Here is a 20,184-nt window from a genome sequence, read left to right on the forward strand (position 1 = left end):
AGTGATCGGTGATCGACGGTTCCTTGTAGCCGCTGTCGAGGTACGAGGCTGCGATAAGGGCCGAAGGACCTTCAGCAATCTCAAGGCCCAAACGACTGCTACGCAGCCGATCGCAGGCTGCGCCAGCGGCTACAGGGGATCGGTGATCGACGGTCCCCTGTAGCCGCTGTCGAGGCACGAGGCTGCGATAAGGGCCGCAGGACCTTCAGCAATCTCAAGGCCCCAGGCGTCTGCTGCGCAACCGATCGCAGGCTGCGCCAGCGGCTACAGGGGATCGGTGATCGACGGTTCTTTTTGTAGCCGCTGTCGAGGCACGAGGCTGCGATAAGGGCCGCAGGACCTTCAGCAATCTCAAGGCCCCAGGCGTCTGCTGCGCAGCCGATCGCAGGCTGCGCCAGCGGCTACAGGGGATCGGTGATCGACGGTCCCCTGTAGCCGCTGTCGAGGTACGAGGCTGCGATAAGGGCCGCAGGACCTTCAGCAATCTCAAGGCCCCAGGCGTCTGCTGCGCAGCCGATCGCAGGCTGCGCCAGCGGCTACAGGGGATTGACAGCAGCTTCACACCGGCGGCAACCGCCATTCAATCGGCGTTTCGCCATTCTGCTCAAGAAACTTGTTGGTGCGGCTGAAATGCCCGCAACCAATAAATCCACGATAAGCCGACAACGGCGACGGATGCACCGACGTCAGCACCAGGTGCTTGGTGGCATCCACCAGTTTCTGCTTGCCCTGGGCATGCGCACCCCACAACAGGAACACCAGATGCGGTTGGTGCTCGCTGACCACTTCGATAATCCGGTCGGTAAAGAACTGCCAGCCCTTGCCCGCGTGGGCGTTGGCATTGGCGCGCTCCACGGTCATGGTGGTATTGAGCATCAACACGCCCTGGTCGGCCCAGCTTTGCAGGTAGCCGTGGCTGGGAATATCAATGTTCAGGTCGCGCTTGAGCTCTTTATAGATATTGACCAGGGACGGCGGCGCCGGTACGCCCGGTTGCACCGAGAAGCACAGGCCGTGGGCCTGGCCGGGACCGTGGTAAGGGTCTTGGCCGAGGATCACCACCTTGACCTTGTCCAGCGGCGTGGAGTTGAGTGCGTTGAAGATCATCGGGCCTGGTGGGTAGATCTCCTTGCCCGCAGCGTGCTCCTGACTCAGGAATTCACGCAGCTGCGCCATGTACGGCTGATCGAACTCCTCCCGCAGGGCATGTTTCCAGCTCGGTTCGAGTTTGATACGGTCGCCTTCAGTCATGGTTATATCCAGAAAAAACACTGAGTCAAAAGAATGAGGCGAACCCTAGGAAAGCCTGCCCTGCTTGTCAATTGATCTGACGCAGAACCGACACTTTCCCACGAAGGGATCATACTGAGCGTTCAATTTATCGATTGAGGTCGCGATGAACCTGCACTTCGAAGAACTGACCGGCACCGACGGCGCCCGCATCGGCATCGCCAGCCTGGATGCTGAAAAGTCCCTCAATGCCCTCTCCCTGCCGATGATCCTGGCCCTGGCCGAACGCCTTGATGCCTGGGCCAAGGACCCGCAAATTGTCTGCGTACTGTTGCGCGGCAACGGCCCCAAGGCATTTTGCGCCGGTGGTGAGGTACGCAGCCTGGTACAAGCCTGCCGTGAGCATCCCGGCGAAGTGCCGCCCCTGGCCGCACAATTCTTTGCTGCCGAATACCGCCTCGACTATCGCCTGCATACCTACCCCAAGCCGCTGATCTGTTGGGGCCATGGCTATGTGCTGGGCGGCGGAATGGGCTTGCTGCAAAGCGCGGCGGTGCGCATCGTCACACCGAGCAGCCGCCTGGCAATGCCGGAAATCAGTATCGGCCTGTACCCGGATGTCGGTGCCAGCTGGTTCTTGTCGCGCCTGCCCGGCAAACTCGGTTTGTTCCTCGGCCTCACCGGCGCCCACATGAATGGCCGCGATGCCCTCGACCTGGGCCTGGCTGACCGTTTCTTGCTGGATGAACAACAGGACGAACTGCTCGAAGGCCTGCTGCAACTGAACTGGCAGGAACAAACTGCAATGCAGCTCAACAGCCTGCTCAAGGCCCTGACCCAGGAAGCGACCGGCCAATTGCCGCAAGCCCAGTGGCTGCCGCGCCGGGCGCAGATCGACGAATGGCTGGATGTTGGTGATGCACGCTGTGCCTGGCGGGCCTTGAGCCTGCTGCGCGAACACGCTGATCCGTTATTCAGCCGTGCCGGCAAGACCCTGAGTGAAGGTTGCCCGCTGACCGCTTACCTGGTGTGGGAGCAGATCCAACGCGCGCGGCACCTGTCCCTGGCCCAGGTGTTCCAGATGGAATACACCCTGAGCCTCAATTGCTGTCGGCATCCGGAGTTCAGCGAAGGGGTGCGGGCCCGATTGATCGACAAGGACCAACAGCCCCATTGGCATTGGCCGGATATCAACGCGATACCTGAAACGGTAGTGCAAGCGCACTTCCACAAAGTGTGGGAGGGACGACACCCACTGGCGGACTTGTCTGATTATTGAGGCGTTCGGACGTGCGGGGACCAGCGCCCTAAGATAGCGATGAAACCTGGCAGTTCCGATAAACGGCCCGCATAAAAAAGCGGCGCATCATGCGCCGCATTTTATCAAGGCTGATCAGCGGTGCCCGCCGCGGCCTCTGCCATGATCGCCGCCCCGGCCATCTCCCCGGCCACGGCCACCATTACCCCAGTGATCACGCCCTCTCTGGTTGGGGTAGCCATGGTATCCAGCCCTGGGCCCGGCCGGATAATAGCGTGGGCCAGGCTGGTAATAACGCGGCGCCGAGTAGTAACGGGGTGGCGGCGCATAGTAGCCACGCCGATAGGCAGGAGCACCGCCGTAGTAATAGGCCGGCGCCGGCGAGGTATAGACTTCGGAACGGTAGTAACTCTGGCCTCCATCGTAATAGGGCACGCAGGCAGAAAGGGTCAGACCGAGCAAAGCGGTGAGAAATATTCGACGATACATGGCGGCCTCCTGGACCGCGAAATAGCACACACCAGCGACGCTGGGAGGCGTCAATCAACTTTTACTGACTGACGAAACATCTGACATCAAAAAGCGAATCTGGTGCGCTTTTGACATAGGTTGATACATCTACCCAAAGTGATGATCCTCCGTTTGCAATAAATAATCGGCGCTGTATCGTGCAAGGTACACCGGGTTCCACCGGGACTTGTCCGACACTGCCTGAACCGACCGATGACCACACCTCAATTTTGCCCAGCCTGCGGCGCCCGCAACGACTGCGCCCTGGCCGACCCGCGCACCGCCGACCAGGCCTGCTGGTGCTACAGCGTCAGTATCGACCCCGCGGTACTCCAAGCCCTGCCTGATGAACTGCGCAACAGAGCCTGCCTGTGCCCGCGCTGTGCAAAGGTCGATGAGCAATTGCGCGGGGCCGAGTAGCCGTAATGCGTGTCGACCGTTTCCTCAGCAACCTGCCCCGCTTCAATCGCCAACAAGTCCGCCTGCTACTGGTGGAGCGACGGATCAAGGTCGACGGCCAGGTGATCAGCGATCCCCATCACGAGGTACGTGAGTTCAGCCGTGTGGAGTGCGACGGCGAACTCCTCCAGCCCGGCAAACCGGCACGTTACTTCATGCTGCACAAACCCCAGGGCTGTGTGAGTGCCACATCAGACCCGCAACATCCCACGGTGCTCGACCTGCTGGACGAACCTGACAAGGGCGAGTTGCACATCGCCGGCCGCCTGGACTTCAACACCACCGGCCTGTTGCTGATCACCAACGATGGCCAGTGGTCGCGCCGCCTGACCCAACCACGGACCAAACTGCCCAAGGTCTACTACGTCGAGACCGAACAGGACATTGGTCCCGAGTACGCGACAACCTTTGCCGCAGGCCTGTACTTTGCCTTCGAGGATCTCACCACCCAACCGGCTGAACTGATGGTACTTGGCCCCAAAACGGCGCGACTGAGCATCATTGAAGGGCGATATCACCAGGTGAAACGCATGTTCGGGCACTTCGACAACAAAGTGACCCGCCTGCATCGCGAACGCATGGGCCCTCTGGTGCTGGATGAACACCTCGCACCAGGCCAGTACCGCCCGCTGACGGAGCTCGAAATCCGGCATGTCTGATGACCGTTCAGCCGGCGCAGGCAAAAACCCACGCCCCCGATGTATGACCTGGCCCCCATCCTGCTTGTATCCAAGAAACGCTTTGCACGCCCGCACAGCTTGATCTACGGGCATCTTTGGCAAATTGCCCACCATAACAATACCCGTCGGCCTGCCAGCACCGGGTCGACATGGGCCTTCACTTCCAGGCGTATGCCTACCTGTCACAAAGCTCGTGCAAAGTGATCTGCGCGCACCACCCGCTTGCCAGGAGTCTTACGACATGAGGCCAGAAATCGCTGTGCTGGATATACAGGGTCAGTATCGAGTTTACACCGAGTTCTATCGCGCGGACGCTGCAGAAAAGACCATCATCCTGGTCAACGGCTCCATGGCCACCACCGCATCCTTCGCCCAGACCGTGAAAAGCCTGCACCCACAATTCAACGTAGTCTTGTACGACCAGCCCTACGCCGGTCGCTCCAAGGCCCACAACCGTCACGAAAAAATGCTGACGAAAGAAGTCGAAGGGCAGCTCCTCCTGGAGCTCATCGACCACTTTGCTGCCGAACACGTGCTGTCCTTCTCCTGGGGCGGTGCCGCCACGTTGGTTGCCCTGTCCCACCATCCTCGCCGCGTGGAAAAGGCCGTGATCAGCTCGTTCTCCCCAGTGATCAACGCTCCGATGCGCGACTACCTGGAGCGCGGCATCGACTACCTCGGCAACCTCGAACGCCATCGCGTGGGGCACTTGGTCAACAGCACCCTCGGCAAACACCTGCCATCACTGTTCAAGCGCTTCAACTACCGGCATGTAAGCAACCTGGCCGAACATGAATATGGGCAGATGCATTTTCATATCAGCCACGTACTTGACAGTGATCGGCTGTGCTACCTCAACGCCGCCAAGCAGATCGACATTCCGGTATTGTTTTTGAATGGAGAGTGGGACGAGTACACCAGTGCCCAGGATGCGAAGCTGTTTGGCCAGCTCATTGCGAAAAGCAGCTTTGGCACGATCCAGGCGACCGGGCACTTTCTGGATATGGAGCACAAGGAGGCCTGCCGGGACAGTCGGAAAGCGCTGATGAGTTTTTTGAAGCCGGAACAGCAACCGCATCGGCTGCGCTACCAGCCAGCAGGCATTTGCCATATGAGCCATAGCTCAGTGTAGGAGCGAGCTTGCTCGCGAAGGTTGTCAACGATAACGTGCGTTCGCTGGATAAACGCAGCGCTCTTGAGTCCATCGTCGCCTTGCCCGATGACCGCAACCCGCACATTTCCCAAAGAAAAACTTCAAATCTGCGCGCACATCTGGTACAAAGTCAGCCGCTCTGAGCGGGTATAGTTTAGTGGCAAAACGAAAGCTTCCCAAGCTTTAGTTGAGGGTTCGATTCCCTCTACCCGCTCCACTCAAATGTTGGTCTCACGCCAGGATATTTTGGCGGGGGATGTAGAGGTAGAAAAAACCGGCTCTCGTAGCCGGTTTTTTTGTGGGCGGGATTTGATGATAAATAAACCTGAGCCCCTTTACGCACCTTGGCACTTCGATCAACTGGCTGTTTTGCCATGCAGATCGCGGGAAGCTCCTTCCAGGGCTTTCCATAAGCTGCGCATCGTAGGGTTCTCATTGGTGATGGAGCAGTAGGAGCGTATCTCCAGTCGCGTGCACCATTCATCACCACCCGCCTTTACCAACTGTCCTCGCTGAAGCTCGTCCATGACCGCGCTTTGTGGCAACCATGCCACCCCATAACCCTCGACTGCCATTCGCATCAGGAGCATTGTCATATCCGCCTCATAGCACCGCTCCAACATGCATGCAGTCGGACCATTCTTTATGACGATGTCGGCAACACGACCTAGAAAAGTCGTAGCGGTATAAGCGAGATGAGGAACTGTTTTGCTGGAGGTGCCCGGTAAGGGATACAGCGGATTCCCATCGCGGTCAGGTGCGCACACAGGAATAAACGCGTCATGGCCCAAGGTCAAACTCCCGAACCTTTCCGAGTCGAGAAGAATCGGCGCCAAGAGGTGATGATAGACAATCATCAGGTCACAACTCCCCTCCTCCAGAGATATGACCGCGTCGTGAATGTTGGCGGCAACGACCCGCGCATTGAATTGCTCATTGTGCAGCTGAAATTGCTTCAGCCATTTCGGCAGGAATGTCATCGACAGACTGTGGCCGGCAGTGACCTGGATGGATCGCCCAGGCATCCGCTCTACCTCACGAAGGCTTGAGCGCAACCTCATTAGTCCCGCCAACGCCTCGCGGCCCTCTTCACAAAATGTGCGGCCAGCAGGGGTCAGTTGGACAGGATAGGTACCCCGGTCCACCAACTCTGCACCGACCCATTCTTCAAGTGACTTTATACGCCTCGACAAAGCCGACTGGGTCACACAGCGAACCTCTGCAGCCCGAGAAAAATTCTTCCACTCCGAGACCGCCAGAAGATCATCCAGCCATTTGATTTGCATACCGACACCTCATGCCCCGAAGACGCAGTGTACTGCGCCACAGGTAGGGCAAAGCAGAAGTTTCGAAAACTATTCCAAAAGCGCATAGAGCAATCGGGATTACTCATCACGACCATTCAAACCCAACCCTAGAATCGAAATTGTTGAAGCGACGCCACACAGCTTCGCCAACTACAACTTGTCTCCTGCCAAGTAAAAAAAGCAAAAAAACCACTTGAGGAAAGCTTCGTGAAGAAAAATAAACTTCCACGTCGGATCGTAATAGGCATCGCCTTGGGTGTGCTTGTCGGTACGGCGTGCCACCATTTCGCAGGGAGCGAACAAAGCGCCAAAGAGATCGCATCTTACTTCTCGATGGTCACCGATATTTTTTTACGCATGATCAAGATGATCATCGCGCCCCTTGTGTTCGCGACCTTGGTCGGCGGCATTGCCAGCATGGGAAACTCTCGCTCCGTTGGACGCATTGGCTTGCGAGCCATGGCCTGGTTCGTCACCGCTTCGGTGATATCGCTGGCAATCGGCATGGGCCTGGTGAACCTGTTCCAACCCGGTGCGGGACTTAACCTGGAGGTTGCCCAGCATGCGGCGAGCCCCGTGGTGAATACCGGAGACTTCAGCCTCAAGATTTTCATCAGTCACGTGTTTCCCCGCAGCATTGCAGAGGCAATGGCCAACAACGAAATCCTGCAAATCGTGGTGTTCTCGTTGTTCTTCGGGTTTGCCTTGGCCGGTGTGAAGCGAGCGGGTTACACAACGATTGTCGATAGCATCGAAGAACTGGCCAAAGTGATGTTCAAGGTCACGGACTTCGTCATGGCTTTCGCACCCATTGGAGTTTTCGCAGCCATCGCATCGGCTATCACCACTCAAGGTCTTGGCTTGATAGTCGATTACGGAAAATTGATTGCCGAGTTCTATTTGGGCATCGTGATTCTGTGGTGTGTGTTGTTCGCTGCCGGCTACCTGTTCCTGGGTCGCTCAGTGTTTACCTTGGGCAAGCTGATCCGTGAACCTGTTTTGTTGGCATTCTCGACCGCCAGTAGCGAGTCCGCGTATCCAAAAACCATGGAGGCACTGGAGAAATTTGGCGCGCCGAAGCGCGTTTCCAGCTTCGTCCTTCCACTAGGCTACTCCTTCAACCTTGATGGCTCGATGATGTATCAAGCGTTCGCCATCATGTTCATTGCCCAGGCCTACAACGTCGATTTGAGCTTCACACAGCAATTGCTCATCTTGTTGACGTTGATGATCACCAGCAAGGGAATGGCAGGTGTGGCCCGGGCCTCGGTGGTCGTGGTGGCGGCTACGCTACCCATGTTCAACCTCCCCGAAGCGGGCATTTTGCTGATCCTCGGCATTGATCAATTCCTTGATATGGCCAGGACTGCCACCAACGTGATTGGCAATAGCATTGCGACGGCGGTAGTTGCCAAATCAGAACCCCATGAAGAAGCCGAAGACGTGCCCGGCACTGAGCCCACGCGCCCAATTCATACTGCAGCCACCGCCTGAGACCCTAAACATGAAAGGTAAATCGAAGGCGTCCAGCAGATCATCGTTTGCTCGCAAACTAGGTATCGTCGGCGGGCTTGGCTCATTGGCCGGCGGCGATCTTTTCTACAAATTGGTGAAGTCCCGAGCGGTTTTGGAAGATCAAGGCCGTTATCACTTCCTGTTTGAGCAACACCCCTTCAAAGACGTCCTGATGCCCCTAGGCCGGGGCGCCAATATGACTTCCCGAAAATTTTATGTCTTTCAGGTTTGCCAGACGTTCGAGGCAAGCGAAATCAATGCAGTCTTACTGCCATGTTTCGCCAGCCACACCTTTCGAGAGGAGATCCAGGAAGAAATTGGCATACCCGTCCTGGATATGATGGCGGCATTACGCAAGCACGTGGATCATGTTGCGGAACGCGGTACAACGCTGGGCATCATCGCGTCCGACTATGTTCGGCACTCCGGGTTGTTCGAGCGCTATTTCGGCACTGGCTTCAAGCTGGTTTATCCAAACGATAACGAGCAATCCGGGTTGATGGAGGCCATGTACGGGATTAACGGTATCAAGGATGGGCTCCTTGACGGCGTGCCACTTGAATGTGTTTATCAAGCGTGCCTTTCCCTTCAGGATCAGGGGGCCACAATCATCCTGCCTGGCATGACTGAGCTCTCTCTGGTCTGTAGTGATCTGCAACGGCGTGGCGTCACTGTCCTGGATATCAATGAGATCTACGCCGCTTTCGCGACCTTGGAGAAAGGCCAGTCGACCCGCCCGCCCTTCAAGCTCGGGATCGTGGGTGGGGTTGGGCCTGCGGCAACGGTCGACTTCATGGGCAAGGTTGTGGCGCACACACCCGCAGGCCGCGACCAGGAGCACATCAAGATGGTAGTGGAACAGAATCCCCAGATCCCTGATCGCACCGCCAACCTGCTGTACGACGAAACCGATCCAACGATGGCGATGTACGCAACCTGCAAGCGACTGGAAAGCGCTGGCGCGAATGCCATAGCGATTCCGTGTAATACGGCTCACGCATTTGTTGAGCGCATCCAGCCACACCTGCGTGTCCCTATCGTGAATATGCTGACAGAGACGGTAGAGGCTATCGTGCAGCGGTACGGCGCTGGCAAAAGCGTCGGGCTGCTGGCGACATCCGGCACGATTAAAAGCCAGGTTTATCATGAGGCAGCCCGGCTGGCAGGTCTGCAAATCATCACCCCTGGCGTGGATTACCAAGCGTTGGTCATGGAGGCGATTTACGGAGCTCACGGTATCAAGGCAGGTTTCACAGAGGGCATATGCAAAGACCAGCTTCTAACCGTCGCAGAGCATTTATGTGAGCTGGGCGCTGATGTGCTAATCCTGGGATGTACGGAGTTACCCCTGGTGCTTGAGCATAGCGAGTCTTACATGATCAAAAATCATGAGGTCGCAGTGGTCGACCCGACAACTATTTTGGCATTGAAGTGCATTAAGCTTGTCCGAGAAAAATAAGGCGCCGGCGAACACACCTTGCCGACCTCTACATACCAAGATCCAGGGATGCATCTGTGCGGGGGGCCGCTGGTAATTACCGCCCCCTCAGCGCGCCGATCTCCGAAAACACCACGAGCATGAGCTTCCGGAACCTGCTGGAAAAACATAAGTTGGCCCATGCGTTCTTCACCATTATCAATGCTTATTTGCAGGAAAAAGGCTTCTCCCTGCCTCAGGTGTGTTAACGTCCTGGCCGGTTTCAAGCATTTTTTCTCCTGTTTGACCGGATCGAACGCTGCCTTCCAGCGTTTTCTCGAGAACCCGCGCTTCATTGGTGGCCTGCCCACCCCCGGCCTTCTGTTTCACCGACAGATGCAGCCTTCATCACATTGCGCCATCGGTTAAACCGATTTTAGTGCGCATCACTCAGAGCTTGATGGCCCGACCGTTACCGGTACGAGCGTCACTCTTTTCCGCGCTCAGTCGCCGCCGGGGCCAAGATCCCGGGTGCGATGAACCGCCAGAAGGAAGGAGTCTTTATGACTTTTAGAGTTGCCATTCTTGGCGCCGGCCCTAGCGGCCTGGCACAGTTACGTGCTTTTGAAGCCGCCCGTTGCGACGACGCGGAATCCCCCGAGATCGTTTGCTACGAAAAGCAGAGTGACTGGGGCGGTCTGTGGAATTACACCTGGCGCACCGGGTTGGATCTGTACGGCGAGCCCGTCCATGGCAGTATGTACCGGTATCTCTGGTCAAACGGCCCCAAGGAATGCTTGGAGTTCGCCAATTACAGCTTCGAAGAACACTTCGGCCGACCGATTCCTTCCTACCCACCACGCGCCGTGTTGCGTGACTACATCATCGGCCGCGTAGCCAAAAGCAACGTTCGCCAGCACATCCGCTTCAATACAGCGGTGCATTGGGTTGCCTATGACGAGAGCACCGGCAAGTTCGCGGTCACCGTGCGCGACCTCAAGCAAGACCAACTGATCACCGAAGAATTCGATCACGTAATCGTCGCCACCGGGCACTTTTCGACCCCCAACGCGCCTTACTTCGAAGGCTTGGAGCAGTTTCCCGGTCGCGTATTGCACGCCCATGACTTCCGCGATGCGTGCGAGTTTCAAGGCAAAAATTTGCTGCTGGTTGGCAGCAGCTACTCCGCAGAAGACATCGGCACGCAATGCCACAAGTACGGCGCCAAGTCGGTTACTTTCAGCTATCGCACCAAGCCTATGGGTTTTGATTGGCCCGAATCCTTTGCTGAAGTACCGTTGCTCACCAACGTGGTTGGCAAGACCGCACATTTCAAGGATGGCACCAGCAAAGAGGTCGACGCGATCATCCTGTGCACCGGGTATCAGCATCACTTCCCGTTCCTGCCCAACGAGCTAATGCTGTCCACGCGCAACCGGCTCTACCCGGAAGGCTTGTACAAAGGCATAGTGTCTTTGGCCAATCCAAAGCTAATGTTCCTCGGCATGCAGGATCAGTACTACACCTTCAATATGTTCGATGCCCAGGCTTGGTATGCCCGGGACATTATGCTTGGCCGTATCAAGCTGCCAGCAGAACAAGCCATGGCCAGCGACACCCGCAAATGGGTGGCCCGCGAAGAGCAAGTGGCCGACCCATTTGAAGCCATCGACTTTCAGGCCGCCTACATACTCGACCTGCTTGAGCCGACCGATTACCCGCCCTTCGATGTTCTCACCGTGGCTGATATGTTCAAGGAGTGGGAGCATCACAAAGAAGCGGACATCCTCGGCTATCGCAACAAAAGCTACCGCTCCACGTTGACCGGCACCATGGCGCCCGTGCATCACACGCCGTGGATGGATGCGATGGACGATTCACTGGAAGCCTTCCTGCACGGCAAGCAATCGCAGCCAGCAAAGGAATCTACATGAGTCAGCCAAGCCTGAGCCAAGCACGATCGCGCTTCACCACCAGCAGCATCCGCTGGGGTTTTATGTGGGCGTTGTGGTGCGCAGTGCTCTGGGGGGCTTGGTATGTGCCAGGCTCCGCAGTTTGGTTCGAAGCGCCCTATGTAGACCTGAAGTACGACACCAATGCCGAGCTCCTGTTGGCGGCAGCTGTGTTGACCACCTTCAACGCTGTTGCCGTGTTGTTCTTCCTGTTCGTTTGGAACGGGGTACTGGGCAAGTGGGGCGAGTACGTTCGCACCATCAAACAGATGCGTTACATCTCTAAGTGGTTCTTCATCGGCGCCATCTTTGGCGGCCCGATGGCCATCTTTGGCTCGTATTTGGCGATCGGTTATATCGGCGGGGCTTTCGCGGCTATTTCCTCATTGATGTACCCCATCATCGGCGCAACGCTGGCCAGGCTCTGGTATCAGGAGAAAATCACCCGGCGCGCAGCCGTGGGCATTTTCATCATCTTGGCCGGCGGTGTGACGGTGTATGCACCCGGCATCATTGCTGAAATCACCGGCACCGGTGACACCGGCTGGCTGGGCTATTTAGGCGGTGCAATGGCTGCTATTGGCTGGGGTGTAGAAGGCGCAATCGCCGGTCGCGGGCTCGATGTTGCCGACCCGGATGTAGGCATTACGGTGCGCTTTACCGCCGAAGTGCTGTATTGGGTCGCACTGATTTTGCCGGCCATCTATTTATTTACCGATCAACCGGTAGTCGAACTAGTGGTCGCTACATTCAATTGGGCCGCCATTGGCTGGCTGACATTAGCAGGCGTGACTTTCGCGTTCTGCTACGTCTCTTGGTACAAGTCGTTCCCACTGATTGGCGTCGGCCGCGGGCAAGCAATTGCGGCGCTGTATGGTTTGTTTGCGGTGATCTTCCTCGCCGTATTTACGCTGAAGCTTCCCGAGTGGAACTTCTTGGCTGGTTTGGTGCTGTTTGTGGCGGGCGGGTTTGTGATGTTCACCGAAAGTAATGAGGTGCTCGAAGTCGTGCGCGCCGTATCAACCGACAGAAAAAAACCTGGCACCGCCGTTGATGCAGTTAACTCGTGATGTTTGGAGCAAGCCATGAATAAGCTGCATATGAAGGGCCGCATTCTCCAGTTGATCAACGATCAACAGGACGTCGGCATCTGGGACTGGCAAATCACCGATGCGCTGATGAGTGAATACGGTATTAGCGGTGCCTACTGGCGCGGCAACACTCGCGTCACCCTGACGGACCTGTTCTCCAGCGGCATCATCGAAAGTGTTGAGGAGAAGCTAGATGATCAGACCTATTTTGGCCCCGGCCGAGTGCTGTTCAAGTTCAGGGTTAGCGACTTTGGTCGCCAACGCATGCGCGATACTGCACTGGCCTGATGGTTGTTGTTGCCACTTACTATTATCACTAAGGAAGCACTATGTCTGATTTCTGGGGTTTTCCGGGCGCCGACATGCTCGCCGTCGCCGTTATTATCGTGCTTAGCAGCTTTGCGCTGTATCAGGCGCGGACTTTCGTGACGAAGCTGTAGAAGTGGACGCTCATCAGAAGGCAGGTACGACATCGCCGTGATAGCGCTCAAGTATGAATTTCTTCACTTCAGGCGAATTGAGCAAAGCGCCAAGTTTTATTACTGCCGGGGAGCTCTCCTTGTCGCGGCGTACATACAGGTAATTGGCGTAGGGTGACTCAGAGCTTTCAATAAACAGAGCATCCTTGTGAGGCTCCAGCTTTGCTTCCAATGCATAGTTGGCGTTGATCAATGCCAAGTCCACCTGGTCAAGCACCCGCGGCAGCATGGCCGCTTCCAGCTCCTTGAATTTCAGATGCTTGGGGTTACTGACAATGTCGAGGCGCGTTGCCATGATGTTGTCGGGATCCTTGAGGGTGATCAGGCCTTGCTTGGCGATCAGCAGCAGCGCACGACCAGAGTTGGTCGGGTCGTTGGGGATGGCAATGGTGGCGCCATCCTTGAGTTCACTAATGGACTTGATCTTCCTCGAATAGGCACCGAAGGGTTCGATGTGCACCGCGACAATTGGCACTTGATCACTGCTTGGGCGGTCTTTTTTGTACGCCTCGTAGTAGGGCTTGCTCTGGAAATAGTTGGCGTCCAGCAGGCCTTCATCCGTCTGCCGGTCTGGCTGGATATAGTCAGAGAAGACCTTGATATCCAGCGTCACCCCTTGCTTGGCCAGCTCAGGCTTGAGGAACTCCAGGATCTCGGCATGGGGCACTGGTACCACCGCGATTTTCAGGGTTTCGGCATAGGCCGACCCCATGGCTGCAACTAGCAGGGCAACAGACAAAACAACGCGTTTCACAATGATTTACCTTTTAAGCGTTCTAGGGAAAAAGACGAGAGATCAAGGTCAGTCGAGCCGCGCATGCACCACTGCGCAAAAGCCTCGCCAAGTGCCGCGGAGTGTTTAAAGCCGTGTCCGGAACAAGCCGACACCAACAGTGTGTGCTGCAACGACGGATGCTCGTCGATGATGAAATGGCGATCTGGCGTCACGGTGTAGGCGCAGACTGCAGATTTGACCACCTTGGAGGTAACCCCGGTGACGCGGCCGCGTACTTGGTGTTCGTACATGTCACGCTCTTCGGCCGCAGAGACCGTACGATCCATTGTTTGCGGCGATGAAGCCGTGTGGTACTGCGCGGTGGCGATTTTCAGGCTACCCTCGCCGTGTAACGCGGGGAAGCCGTAGTTGACTTTGTCGTCGCCAAGACCGTGGGTGAGGATAAATGTAGGTGAGTGGCCAACTAGACCGGCGTTTTCCTCGAGCTCGAACCAGAACAGTTTCTGCCTGAAGACACTGAGCAGGCTGTCAAACGGTTTGCCCAACAAATCGCTGCTCCAGTTGCCCGCGCTAATCACCAGCTTGTTCGCAAAGAGCCTGCGCAGGTTCGTGGTGATACTCACACCCTGCTCGTTCGAGCTGATCCGGGTAACAGTCTCGCCTTTGTAGAGGATGGCGCCGTGCTGTTCGGCCAGTTTGAGCTGCACATCGATGCAGCGCTCAGGACGCACAAAGCCTCCACCAGGTTCAAAATAGCCGATGGCGGTGTCGTGCACGTTGGCGAATTGTGGAAAGCGCTGGCGAATCTGTTCGGCGGATAAGACTTCGTGCTCGATGCCGTAGGTCTGCGCCAGGCCGATGGTACGCAAGGTAAAATCGGTTTTATCGTTAGGGTCAAACTCGGGACTCGAGGTCAGGACCAGTAGACCCGACTGTTCAAACAGCGACTCCCCCGACAGTTCCTCAAGCTCGCGCCAGATACGGTGGGAGTTGCGCACGATGGGAACGTATTGTGCGCCCTCGCCGACCGAAAGCCGAGTAATGCGTGTATCGCCATGGCTGGAGCCCTGGTTGTGAGGTGGGTGATGGCGGTCGATACCAACAACACTCACACCGGCCTTCGACAATTGATACACCGTTGCTGCGCCCATGGCGCCCAGGCCCAAAACGACTACATCACAACGCTCGACCATCAACTCTCACCCATTAAAAATGGAGCCAGTTGAGAGGGGAAACGCTTAAAAATCAACGTCTAAAATAGCATATACATATTCTCGAACGCCCCGCAGCTGTCGTCTTTACGGTGTGGATGAGCTTCGGCACTCGAGCAATGGCATGCGTGATGCTTGAGTGCCGGCCCATCGCTAAGGGCTACACGTCAACTGGCAACGGTCGCGGCCTTGGCAATGTTGGCTGCGCTGTCGAGTTGCTCCACGCCCCAGCACGTCGCGATCAACTTGCGTGCTTGCTCGTCCGGCAAAATGCCTTTGGCAAGGTCGAGAAACTTCGCCTCCAGCTGTTGATCGGTCATCGGCACTTCAAGGCTACCAATGGCATGCTTGATAAACTTGTGAAGGGTGCGCCCGTCTTTCAAGGTAATGGTCATGTCGACCTGCTCTGGCTTGATGGCAGGGTCGATGTTGGCAATCACCTTGTCACGCAGGGCAATAACAGTCGGGTCCAGCACAGCGCTGTCGCTGTATTGGCGCTCCCCGGCCGCCCCCTGGATAATGGCGACCGCCACCGAATGGTAGATGCTGAACTTGCCCTCAAGGCCTATCTTCGGTGTTTTTTTGCCGGTCAACTCAAGCACGAGGGGATGCACTTTAAGGTCAACGCGAGCGATCTGGTCGGCAGTCAGCGAGTTTTCATTTCGCAGTTGGATAGCGGCGTCGATGGCGGGGTGAATCACGATGCCGCATGCGAACGGTTTGTAGGTGTTGAGCGCTGATTCATAGCGGCTGCCCAGGCCGTCGGTGATTTCGGAAAAGTCCTGCTTGGTGCTGATGGTATGCGCCCAGCCACGTTTGGCTTCAATCATCGCCTCTGAGCTGGTGAAGTCCTTGGCTGCCAGCAAGGCCGCGAACAAGCCATTGCTGGCTGCCCGCCCTGGGTTGAAACTTTTATTCATCGAACCAAAGGATTCACGCAAGCCCACCGGCTGCGATGCCGCAAGACCCAAGGCCCAGACCATCTGCTGTTCAGTCAGGCCGAGCAGTTTGCCGGCCGCCGCTGCGGCGCCGAAGACACCCGCAGTGCCTGTGATGTGCCACCCCGTGTCGTAGTGATTGGGATAGACCGAATTGCCGATACGGCACTCTGTTTCGACCCCAAGGATCAGTGCATTAAGGAATTCCTTGCCTGTCACCGGGTGATATTCCGAGAGCGCCAGAATCGCCGAAACCACCGGACCGGCAGGATGGATGATGGTCTTGAGGTGCGTGTCGTCGAAATCGAAGATATGGCCGGCAACGCCATTCAAGAACGCCGCATTCATGACGTCGAAACGTTCCGAGCGGCCCAGCAGGCTCGACTGCGCGGGCCCGGAAAATGGCGCCAAGGCCGCGATGGCACGATCGAGGGTTTCATGGTGTGAGCCGCCCACGGCTACGCCCACCCAGTTGAGTAAGGTCCGTGTACCTTCCCGGCGAACGTTATCGGGAAGGTCTTCGTAACGCGCTTGCACAATGTAGCGCGCAAGAATACGGGTGACACCCTGGCCATCAGCCCCCGGCTTGGCAACCGGATGGGTGGGTGCCTGCTTGGCGGCCTCGGCTGCAAATGTCAGGCCTGGGGTGGCCGCAGCGATTGAGGCAAGGGCCCCAACCTTCAAAAGACTGCGACGATTGAAAGCGTTCATGATGCGTGTGCTCCTTTGCTTATCGTTGTCTGGCGGCACATGCTGGATGCGCACTGAACGATCATGAAGGAAGCGGATCAGCATGTTAATTGCAAGAATCGGATGGACTTATGCGCAGCGGACATAAAATAGAAATGAGTGACCTGCACTCGTTCGTGACGGTGGCCGAGCGTGGCAGCTTCAGCGCCGCCGCACTGGACCTGCACCTGTCGCAGCCTGCCCTCTCCCGCCGTATCGCCAAGCTGGAGAGCACCCTGGGCGTGTGCTTGATCGAACGAACCACGCGGCGGGTCGACCTTACGGCTGTCGGGCGTGACTTCGCCCGCAAAGCCCGGGAGGTGCTCAACGCCTTCGAGTCTTCACTCCTGGGGATCAATGAGGGAACCAGCCATCTTTATGGCGAAGTGACCGTCGCCTGCGTGCCTTCTGCCGTCATCCATTTTCTGCCCGACGTGCTCAAGGAGTATCGCCGCCTCTATCCTAGAATCCTGGTCCGTGTGATGGATGAGGGCGCGAGCCATGCGCTTTCGAGCGTCGTTCGAAGTGAGGCAGACTTCGGAATCAATTATATCGGGGCGCAAGAAATCAACATCGAATTCAAGCCGATGTTCAAAGAGCGCTTTGTGCTTGCCTGCCTGGATGATCATCCGCTGGCCGCACAGCCTTCGGTGACCTGGGCAGAGATACAGGAATACGATTACATCGCCGTCGCCAAGGCCAGCGGCAACCGCTTTCTTCTGGACCTGGCACTGGCGGACGTTCCCACATTGCCACACCCCGTCTGCGAAGCGAGGCACGTGAGGACAGTGGTCGACATGGTGGAGGCCGGGCTGGGAGTCGCGGCCGTACCGCTGCTGGCAATACCCCGACCAAGCGCACACTCCAGGTTGCGCAGCATTCCTCTGGAAGCACCGCAGGTTTTCCGTACCCTGGGCCTGATCCGTCGCCGGGGGCGGGTGCTGTCTCATGCTGCCGAACAGTTGTACGCAATGATCCAGCAATGGTCGATGGAGAGAAAAGATTGAGTGGCTTGCTGACCCACCAAAGCGAACCCGGGACTGAGCCGATCAGGCAGAACAGTTCGGGGCAGATCATTTCAAGTGGAAGCGATTGACCTTAACTTCAGGCCCCCAATGCACCCACGATTTTTCACCCTGAACCTGCACGCGTGGGCAGAGTAATCTGCGGCACATGCTGGATCATCAGCTCAATGACCCAGTCCATGAACACGCGTAATTTTCGGCTGACATGGCGGTTCGGCGCATAAGCCATGTATAGCGGCATCGACGCGATGTCCCAGTCCTCGAACAGCGGCACAAGTTCGCCGCTCGCCACTGGCTGCAAAGCCATATACCGCGGTAGCCATAGTACCCCCAGGCCAGCCTGACCAGCGGCTAGATAGGCATTGCCATCGTCCACGGCCAGCACATGTCGGCCGTGGACTTCCAACTGCTCGCCCATGCGCCGCAAGGTGTAAGGAAGCGCTTTGCCTGTCCGCGCCCATCGATACCCCACGATACGATGCTCGCCTTCCTGCAATTCGCGCGGATGTGTTGGTATGCCATGGAGGGCCAGGTACGTGGGCGCTGCGTACACGCCCAGCGGCAGGTCGGCAATGTGCCGCGCCACCAGGGAGGTGTCGGTGATTTCTCCGCCACGAATCACACAATCCACGCTCTCATCGATCAGGCTCACATGACGGTCGCTCACGCCCAGGTCTAGCTGGATGTCCGGGTAGCGCTCATGGAATGCCGGTAGCGCCGGAATCAGTAGCAACCGAGCCAGCGGACTGGGCACATCCACCCGCAGGCGCCCACGCGGCGCAGCTGCGGCGCTGGATAGCGCGGTTTCAGCATCATCTAGCGCCGCCAACAAGAGCTGCACCCGCTCGTAGTAGACGGCGCCATCAGCGGTCACCTTCACCTTGCGCGTGGTGCGATTGAGCAGCTTCACACGCAAGCGCGCCTCCAGTTGCTGGACGAGTTGGCTCACTGTGGTTTTGCTCATGTGCAAGGTGTGGGCGGCCCGAGTAAAGCTACCGGTTTCTACCACCCGCGCGAAGGCTTGCATGGCGTCGAAACGATCCATGGGGGCTCCCTATTGTTTGGGAATTACAAACAGTAATGGCCAGCATTGCCTGTTTATCGGGCCCGAGCAAGCGCCGTAAGGTGTTTATGTCGTTTCCCAACTGCTGGAGTTTTCCGATGAACCAACGAGATGTTGTATTTCCCGCCGGCCGCCAGGCCCTTTATGAGAAAAACCGTTATTCACCAGCGGTACGCGCCAATGGCTTGCTCTTTGTTTCCGGCCAAGTCGGCAGCCGTGAAGATGGTTCACCCGAACCAGAGCTCAAGGCACAAGTTCGACGCGCTTTCGAGAACCTCAACGCGGTGCTGGCCGCCGCCGGGTGCAGCTTTGATGATGTCCAGGACGTTACCGTCTTCATGGTTGAGCCGCAGAAGATCTTCGAACAGGTATGGGAGGTCGTACCGGAGTATTGGGGCGAGGCGCCCTTTCCCACGGTAACGGCGGTAGGGGTCACTTGGCTGTACGGTTTCGATGTTGAGATCAAGGTTGTCGCAAAACTTCCTGACGCCTAGATTAATGAGCCGTTGCAGGCTCGCCGACGCCCGGACTCACCTGCCGAAAAACCTCGCAATACCTCCATCCTGCAGCGGTGCACCGCACTCTTACACTGCATACAGCCACTGTCGAAACACCGGCTATCGACCGTTGGTAGGTAGAGTGTTGATAATTTATTCTCAGTGGTTATAGTCGCCACTAACACACCACAAGGAGGTGATGTGGACAGCCGATATTTGATAGGTCATATCGTCGCGGACGGCTGGTACCTGGTGCGGATCAGAGGCAGTCACCATCATTTCAAGCACCCGACAAAGCCTGGGCTGGTAACGATTCCTCACCCCAGGAAAGACCTGCTGGACAAGACCGCGAAGAGCATTCTGAAACAAGCCCTGCTCAGTTGACAATCGCCCCTGGAGAACGACGAACATGCTGTACCCCATTGCAATTTCAACCGGTGACGAGGACCACGCCTGGGGTGTGGAAGTACCGGATATTCCTGGCTGCTTTTCGGCCGGTGATGACCTGGATGACGCCATGGCCATGGCCCGGGAAGCCATCGAAGGCCACTTCGAGATCCTCGCGGAAGAGGGTGCGCCAATTCCCAGTGCGCAAAAAGTCACGTTGCACGCGGCCAATCCGCAGTACGCCGGCTGCACTTGGGCGGTGGTGGACATTGATGTCACCAAATACCTGGGCAAGGCGCAGAAACTCAACATCACCCTGCCCGGCTACCTGCTGAACCGTATTGATGAATATGTGTTGCACCACCCGGAAGAGAAAAGCCGCTCGGGCTTTCTTGCCTCGGCGGCGCTCAAGGTGCTGCAACAGGATCGGTAAAGGCATTTTGAGAAAGTTCTGAATGCAGCGGTGGGGGGTAGACCGGGATGATCGTCAAGCCCTCAAAAACACTGAATCAGGAACAATCAGGATGCTTTCGTCAAACCAACACAG

General features: G+C 57.1%; 21 protein-coding genes, 1 tRNA gene and 1 pseudogene. 16 read left to right on the forward strand and 7 right to left on the reverse strand.

Going from position 1 to position 20,184, the window contains the following annotated elements:
- Nucleotides 1-558: 558 nt before the first annotated feature.
- Complete coding sequence (gene ung / locus GIR22_RS16835; protein WP_154744438.1) at nt 559-1,251, reverse strand: uracil-DNA glycosylase; 693 nt, start codon at nt 1,249-1,251, stop codon at nt 559-561.
- 145 nt (nt 1,252-1,396) lie between these two features.
- Here ung and GIR22_RS16840 point away from each other — a divergent pair, with 145 nt between their 5' ends.
- A complete protein-coding gene (locus GIR22_RS16840) occupies nt 1,397-2,509 on the forward strand; it encodes an enoyl-CoA hydratase/isomerase family protein (protein WP_154744439.1) in 1,113 nt (370 codons plus the stop codon).
- A 114-nt stretch (nt 2,510-2,623) separates the two neighbouring features.
- Here GIR22_RS16840 and GIR22_RS16845 read toward each other — a convergent pair whose 3' ends face one another.
- Entirely contained in the window at nt 2,624-2,977 is a 354-nt protein-coding gene (locus GIR22_RS16845) for a hypothetical protein (protein WP_154744440.1), read from the reverse strand.
- 234 nt (nt 2,978-3,211) lie between these two features.
- On the opposite strand from GIR22_RS16845, the gene GIR22_RS16850 reads away from it, so the two are divergent.
- From GIR22_RS16850 to GIR22_RS16870, 5 genes are all read left to right on the forward strand, one after another.
- Nucleotides 3,212-3,418, forward strand: a complete 207-nt coding sequence (locus GIR22_RS16850; RefSeq protein ID WP_154744441.1) for a cysteine-rich CWC family protein — start codon at nt 3,212-3,214, stop codon at nt 3,416-3,418.
- A gap of 5 nt (nt 3,419-3,423) precedes the next feature.
- The gene (locus GIR22_RS16855) at nt 3,424-4,116 is read left to right on the forward strand and encodes a pseudouridine synthase (protein ID WP_154744442.1); all 693 of its coding nucleotides are present in this window, start codon (nt 3,424-3,426) and stop codon (nt 4,114-4,116) included.
- 262 nt (nt 4,117-4,378) lie between these two features.
- Nucleotides 4,379-5,269 carry an alpha/beta fold hydrolase gene (locus GIR22_RS16860; protein ID WP_154744443.1) on the forward strand — a complete coding sequence of 297 codons (891 nt, stop codon included), beginning with the start codon at nt 4,379-4,381 and terminating at the stop codon, nt 5,267-5,269.
- An 8-nt stretch (nt 5,270-5,277) separates the two neighbouring features.
- Nucleotides 5,278-5,433 carry a hypothetical protein gene (locus tag GIR22_RS16865; protein WP_154744444.1) on the forward strand — a complete coding sequence of 52 codons (156 nt, stop codon included), beginning with the start codon at nt 5,278-5,280 and terminating at the stop codon, nt 5,431-5,433.
- A tRNA-Gly gene (locus GIR22_RS16870) sits at nt 5,434-5,507 on the forward strand.
- 139 nt (nt 5,508-5,646) lie between these two features.
- On the opposite strand, the gene GIR22_RS16875 is transcribed toward GIR22_RS16870, so the two are convergent.
- The gene (locus GIR22_RS16875) at nt 5,647-6,576 is read right to left on the reverse strand and encodes a LysR substrate-binding domain-containing protein (protein ID WP_154744445.1); all 930 of its coding nucleotides are present in this window, start codon (nt 6,574-6,576) and stop codon (nt 5,647-5,649) included.
- Nucleotides 6,577-6,804: 228 nt separating this feature from the next.
- On the opposite strand from GIR22_RS16875, the gene GIR22_RS16880 reads away from it, so the two are divergent.
- From GIR22_RS16880 to GIR22_RS16905, 6 genes and pseudogenes are all read left to right on the forward strand, one after another.
- Nucleotides 6,805-8,091 carry a cation:dicarboxylate symporter family transporter gene (locus GIR22_RS16880; RefSeq protein ID WP_178122317.1) on the forward strand — a complete coding sequence of 429 codons (1,287 nt, stop codon included), beginning with the start codon at nt 6,805-6,807 and terminating at the stop codon, nt 8,089-8,091.
- Nucleotides 8,092-8,101: 10 nt separating this feature from the next.
- Nucleotides 8,102-9,571: a cysteate racemase gene (gene cuyB / locus GIR22_RS16885; RefSeq protein ID WP_154744446.1), complete on the forward strand. Its 1,470-nt coding sequence runs from the start codon at nt 8,102-8,104 to the stop codon at nt 9,569-9,571.
- An 86-nt stretch (nt 9,572-9,657) separates the two neighbouring features.
- A pseudogene (locus tag GIR22_RS26460) lies at nt 9,658-9,789 on the forward strand (IS5/IS1182 family transposase); the annotation flags it as partial.
- A gap of 303 nt (nt 9,790-10,092) precedes the next feature.
- Entirely contained in the window at nt 10,093-11,463 is a 1,371-nt protein-coding gene (locus tag GIR22_RS16895; protein ID WP_154744447.1) for a flavin-containing monooxygenase, read from the forward strand.
- Nucleotides 11,460-12,551 (forward strand): DMT family transporter, encoded by a 1,092-nt coding sequence (locus GIR22_RS16900; protein ID WP_154744448.1) that lies wholly within the window; start codon nt 11,460-11,462, stop codon nt 12,549-12,551. Before GIR22_RS16895 ends, GIR22_RS16900 begins: the two co-directional genes overlap by 4 nt.
- 15 nt (nt 12,552-12,566) lie before the next feature.
- On the forward strand, nt 12,567-12,860 hold the full coding sequence (locus GIR22_RS16905) for a hypothetical protein (protein ID WP_154744449.1): 294 nt from the start codon (nt 12,567-12,569) through the stop codon (nt 12,858-12,860).
- A 165-nt stretch (nt 12,861-13,025) separates the two neighbouring features.
- On the opposite strand, the gene GIR22_RS16910 is transcribed toward GIR22_RS16905, so the two are convergent.
- The 3 genes from GIR22_RS16910 to GIR22_RS16920 all read right to left on the reverse strand — a co-directional run bounded on the left by GIR22_RS16910 (nt 13,026) and on the right by GIR22_RS16920 (nt 16,647).
- Nucleotides 13,026-13,805: a MetQ/NlpA family ABC transporter substrate-binding protein gene (locus GIR22_RS16910; RefSeq protein WP_178122318.1), complete on the reverse strand. Its 780-nt coding sequence runs from the start codon at nt 13,803-13,805 to the stop codon at nt 13,026-13,028.
- Nucleotides 13,802-14,980, reverse strand: a complete 1,179-nt coding sequence (solA, locus tag GIR22_RS16915; protein ID WP_154744450.1) for an N-methyl-L-tryptophan oxidase — start codon at nt 14,978-14,980, stop codon at nt 13,802-13,804. Before solA ends, GIR22_RS16910 begins: the two co-directional genes overlap by 4 nt.
- 185 nt (nt 14,981-15,165) lie before the next feature.
- Entirely contained in the window at nt 15,166-16,647 is a 1,482-nt protein-coding gene (locus GIR22_RS16920; RefSeq protein WP_154744451.1) for an MmgE/PrpD family protein, read from the reverse strand.
- A gap of 134 nt (nt 16,648-16,781) precedes the next feature.
- On the opposite strand from GIR22_RS16920, the gene GIR22_RS16925 reads away from it, so the two are divergent.
- Nucleotides 16,782-17,672, forward strand: a complete 891-nt coding sequence (locus tag GIR22_RS16925) for a LysR family transcriptional regulator (RefSeq protein WP_246208427.1) — start codon at nt 16,782-16,784, stop codon at nt 17,670-17,672.
- A gap of 124 nt (nt 17,673-17,796) precedes the next feature.
- Here the strand turns inward: GIR22_RS16925 and GIR22_RS16930 are convergent, their stop codons facing one another.
- Nucleotides 17,797-18,735, reverse strand: coding sequence for a LysR family transcriptional regulator (locus GIR22_RS16930; protein ID WP_154744453.1), 939 nt, complete (start codon nt 18,733-18,735; stop codon nt 17,797-17,799).
- A gap of 116 nt (nt 18,736-18,851) precedes the next feature.
- Here GIR22_RS16930 and GIR22_RS16935 point away from each other — a divergent pair, with 116 nt between their 5' ends.
- The 3 genes from GIR22_RS16935 (at nt 18,852) to GIR22_RS16945 (ending at nt 20,070) form a co-directional block, all read left to right on the forward strand.
- A complete protein-coding gene (locus GIR22_RS16935) occupies nt 18,852-19,247 on the forward strand; it encodes a RidA family protein (protein WP_154744454.1) in 396 nt (131 codons plus the stop codon).
- Between the two features lie 204 nt (nt 19,248-19,451).
- Complete coding sequence (locus tag GIR22_RS16940; RefSeq protein WP_101267513.1) at nt 19,452-19,634, forward strand: type II toxin-antitoxin system HicA family toxin; 183 nt, start codon at nt 19,452-19,454, stop codon at nt 19,632-19,634.
- A gap of 25 nt (nt 19,635-19,659) precedes the next feature.
- Nucleotides 19,660-20,070, forward strand: coding sequence for a type II toxin-antitoxin system HicB family antitoxin (locus GIR22_RS16945; RefSeq protein WP_154744455.1), 411 nt, complete (start codon nt 19,660-19,662; stop codon nt 20,068-20,070).
- Nucleotides 20,071-20,184 lie beyond the last annotated feature (114 nt).

The sequence above is a fragment of the Pseudomonas karstica genome (assembly GCF_009707515.1).
Taxonomy (GTDB): Bacteria; Pseudomonadota; Gammaproteobacteria; order Pseudomonadales; family Pseudomonadaceae; genus Aquipseudomonas; species Aquipseudomonas karstica.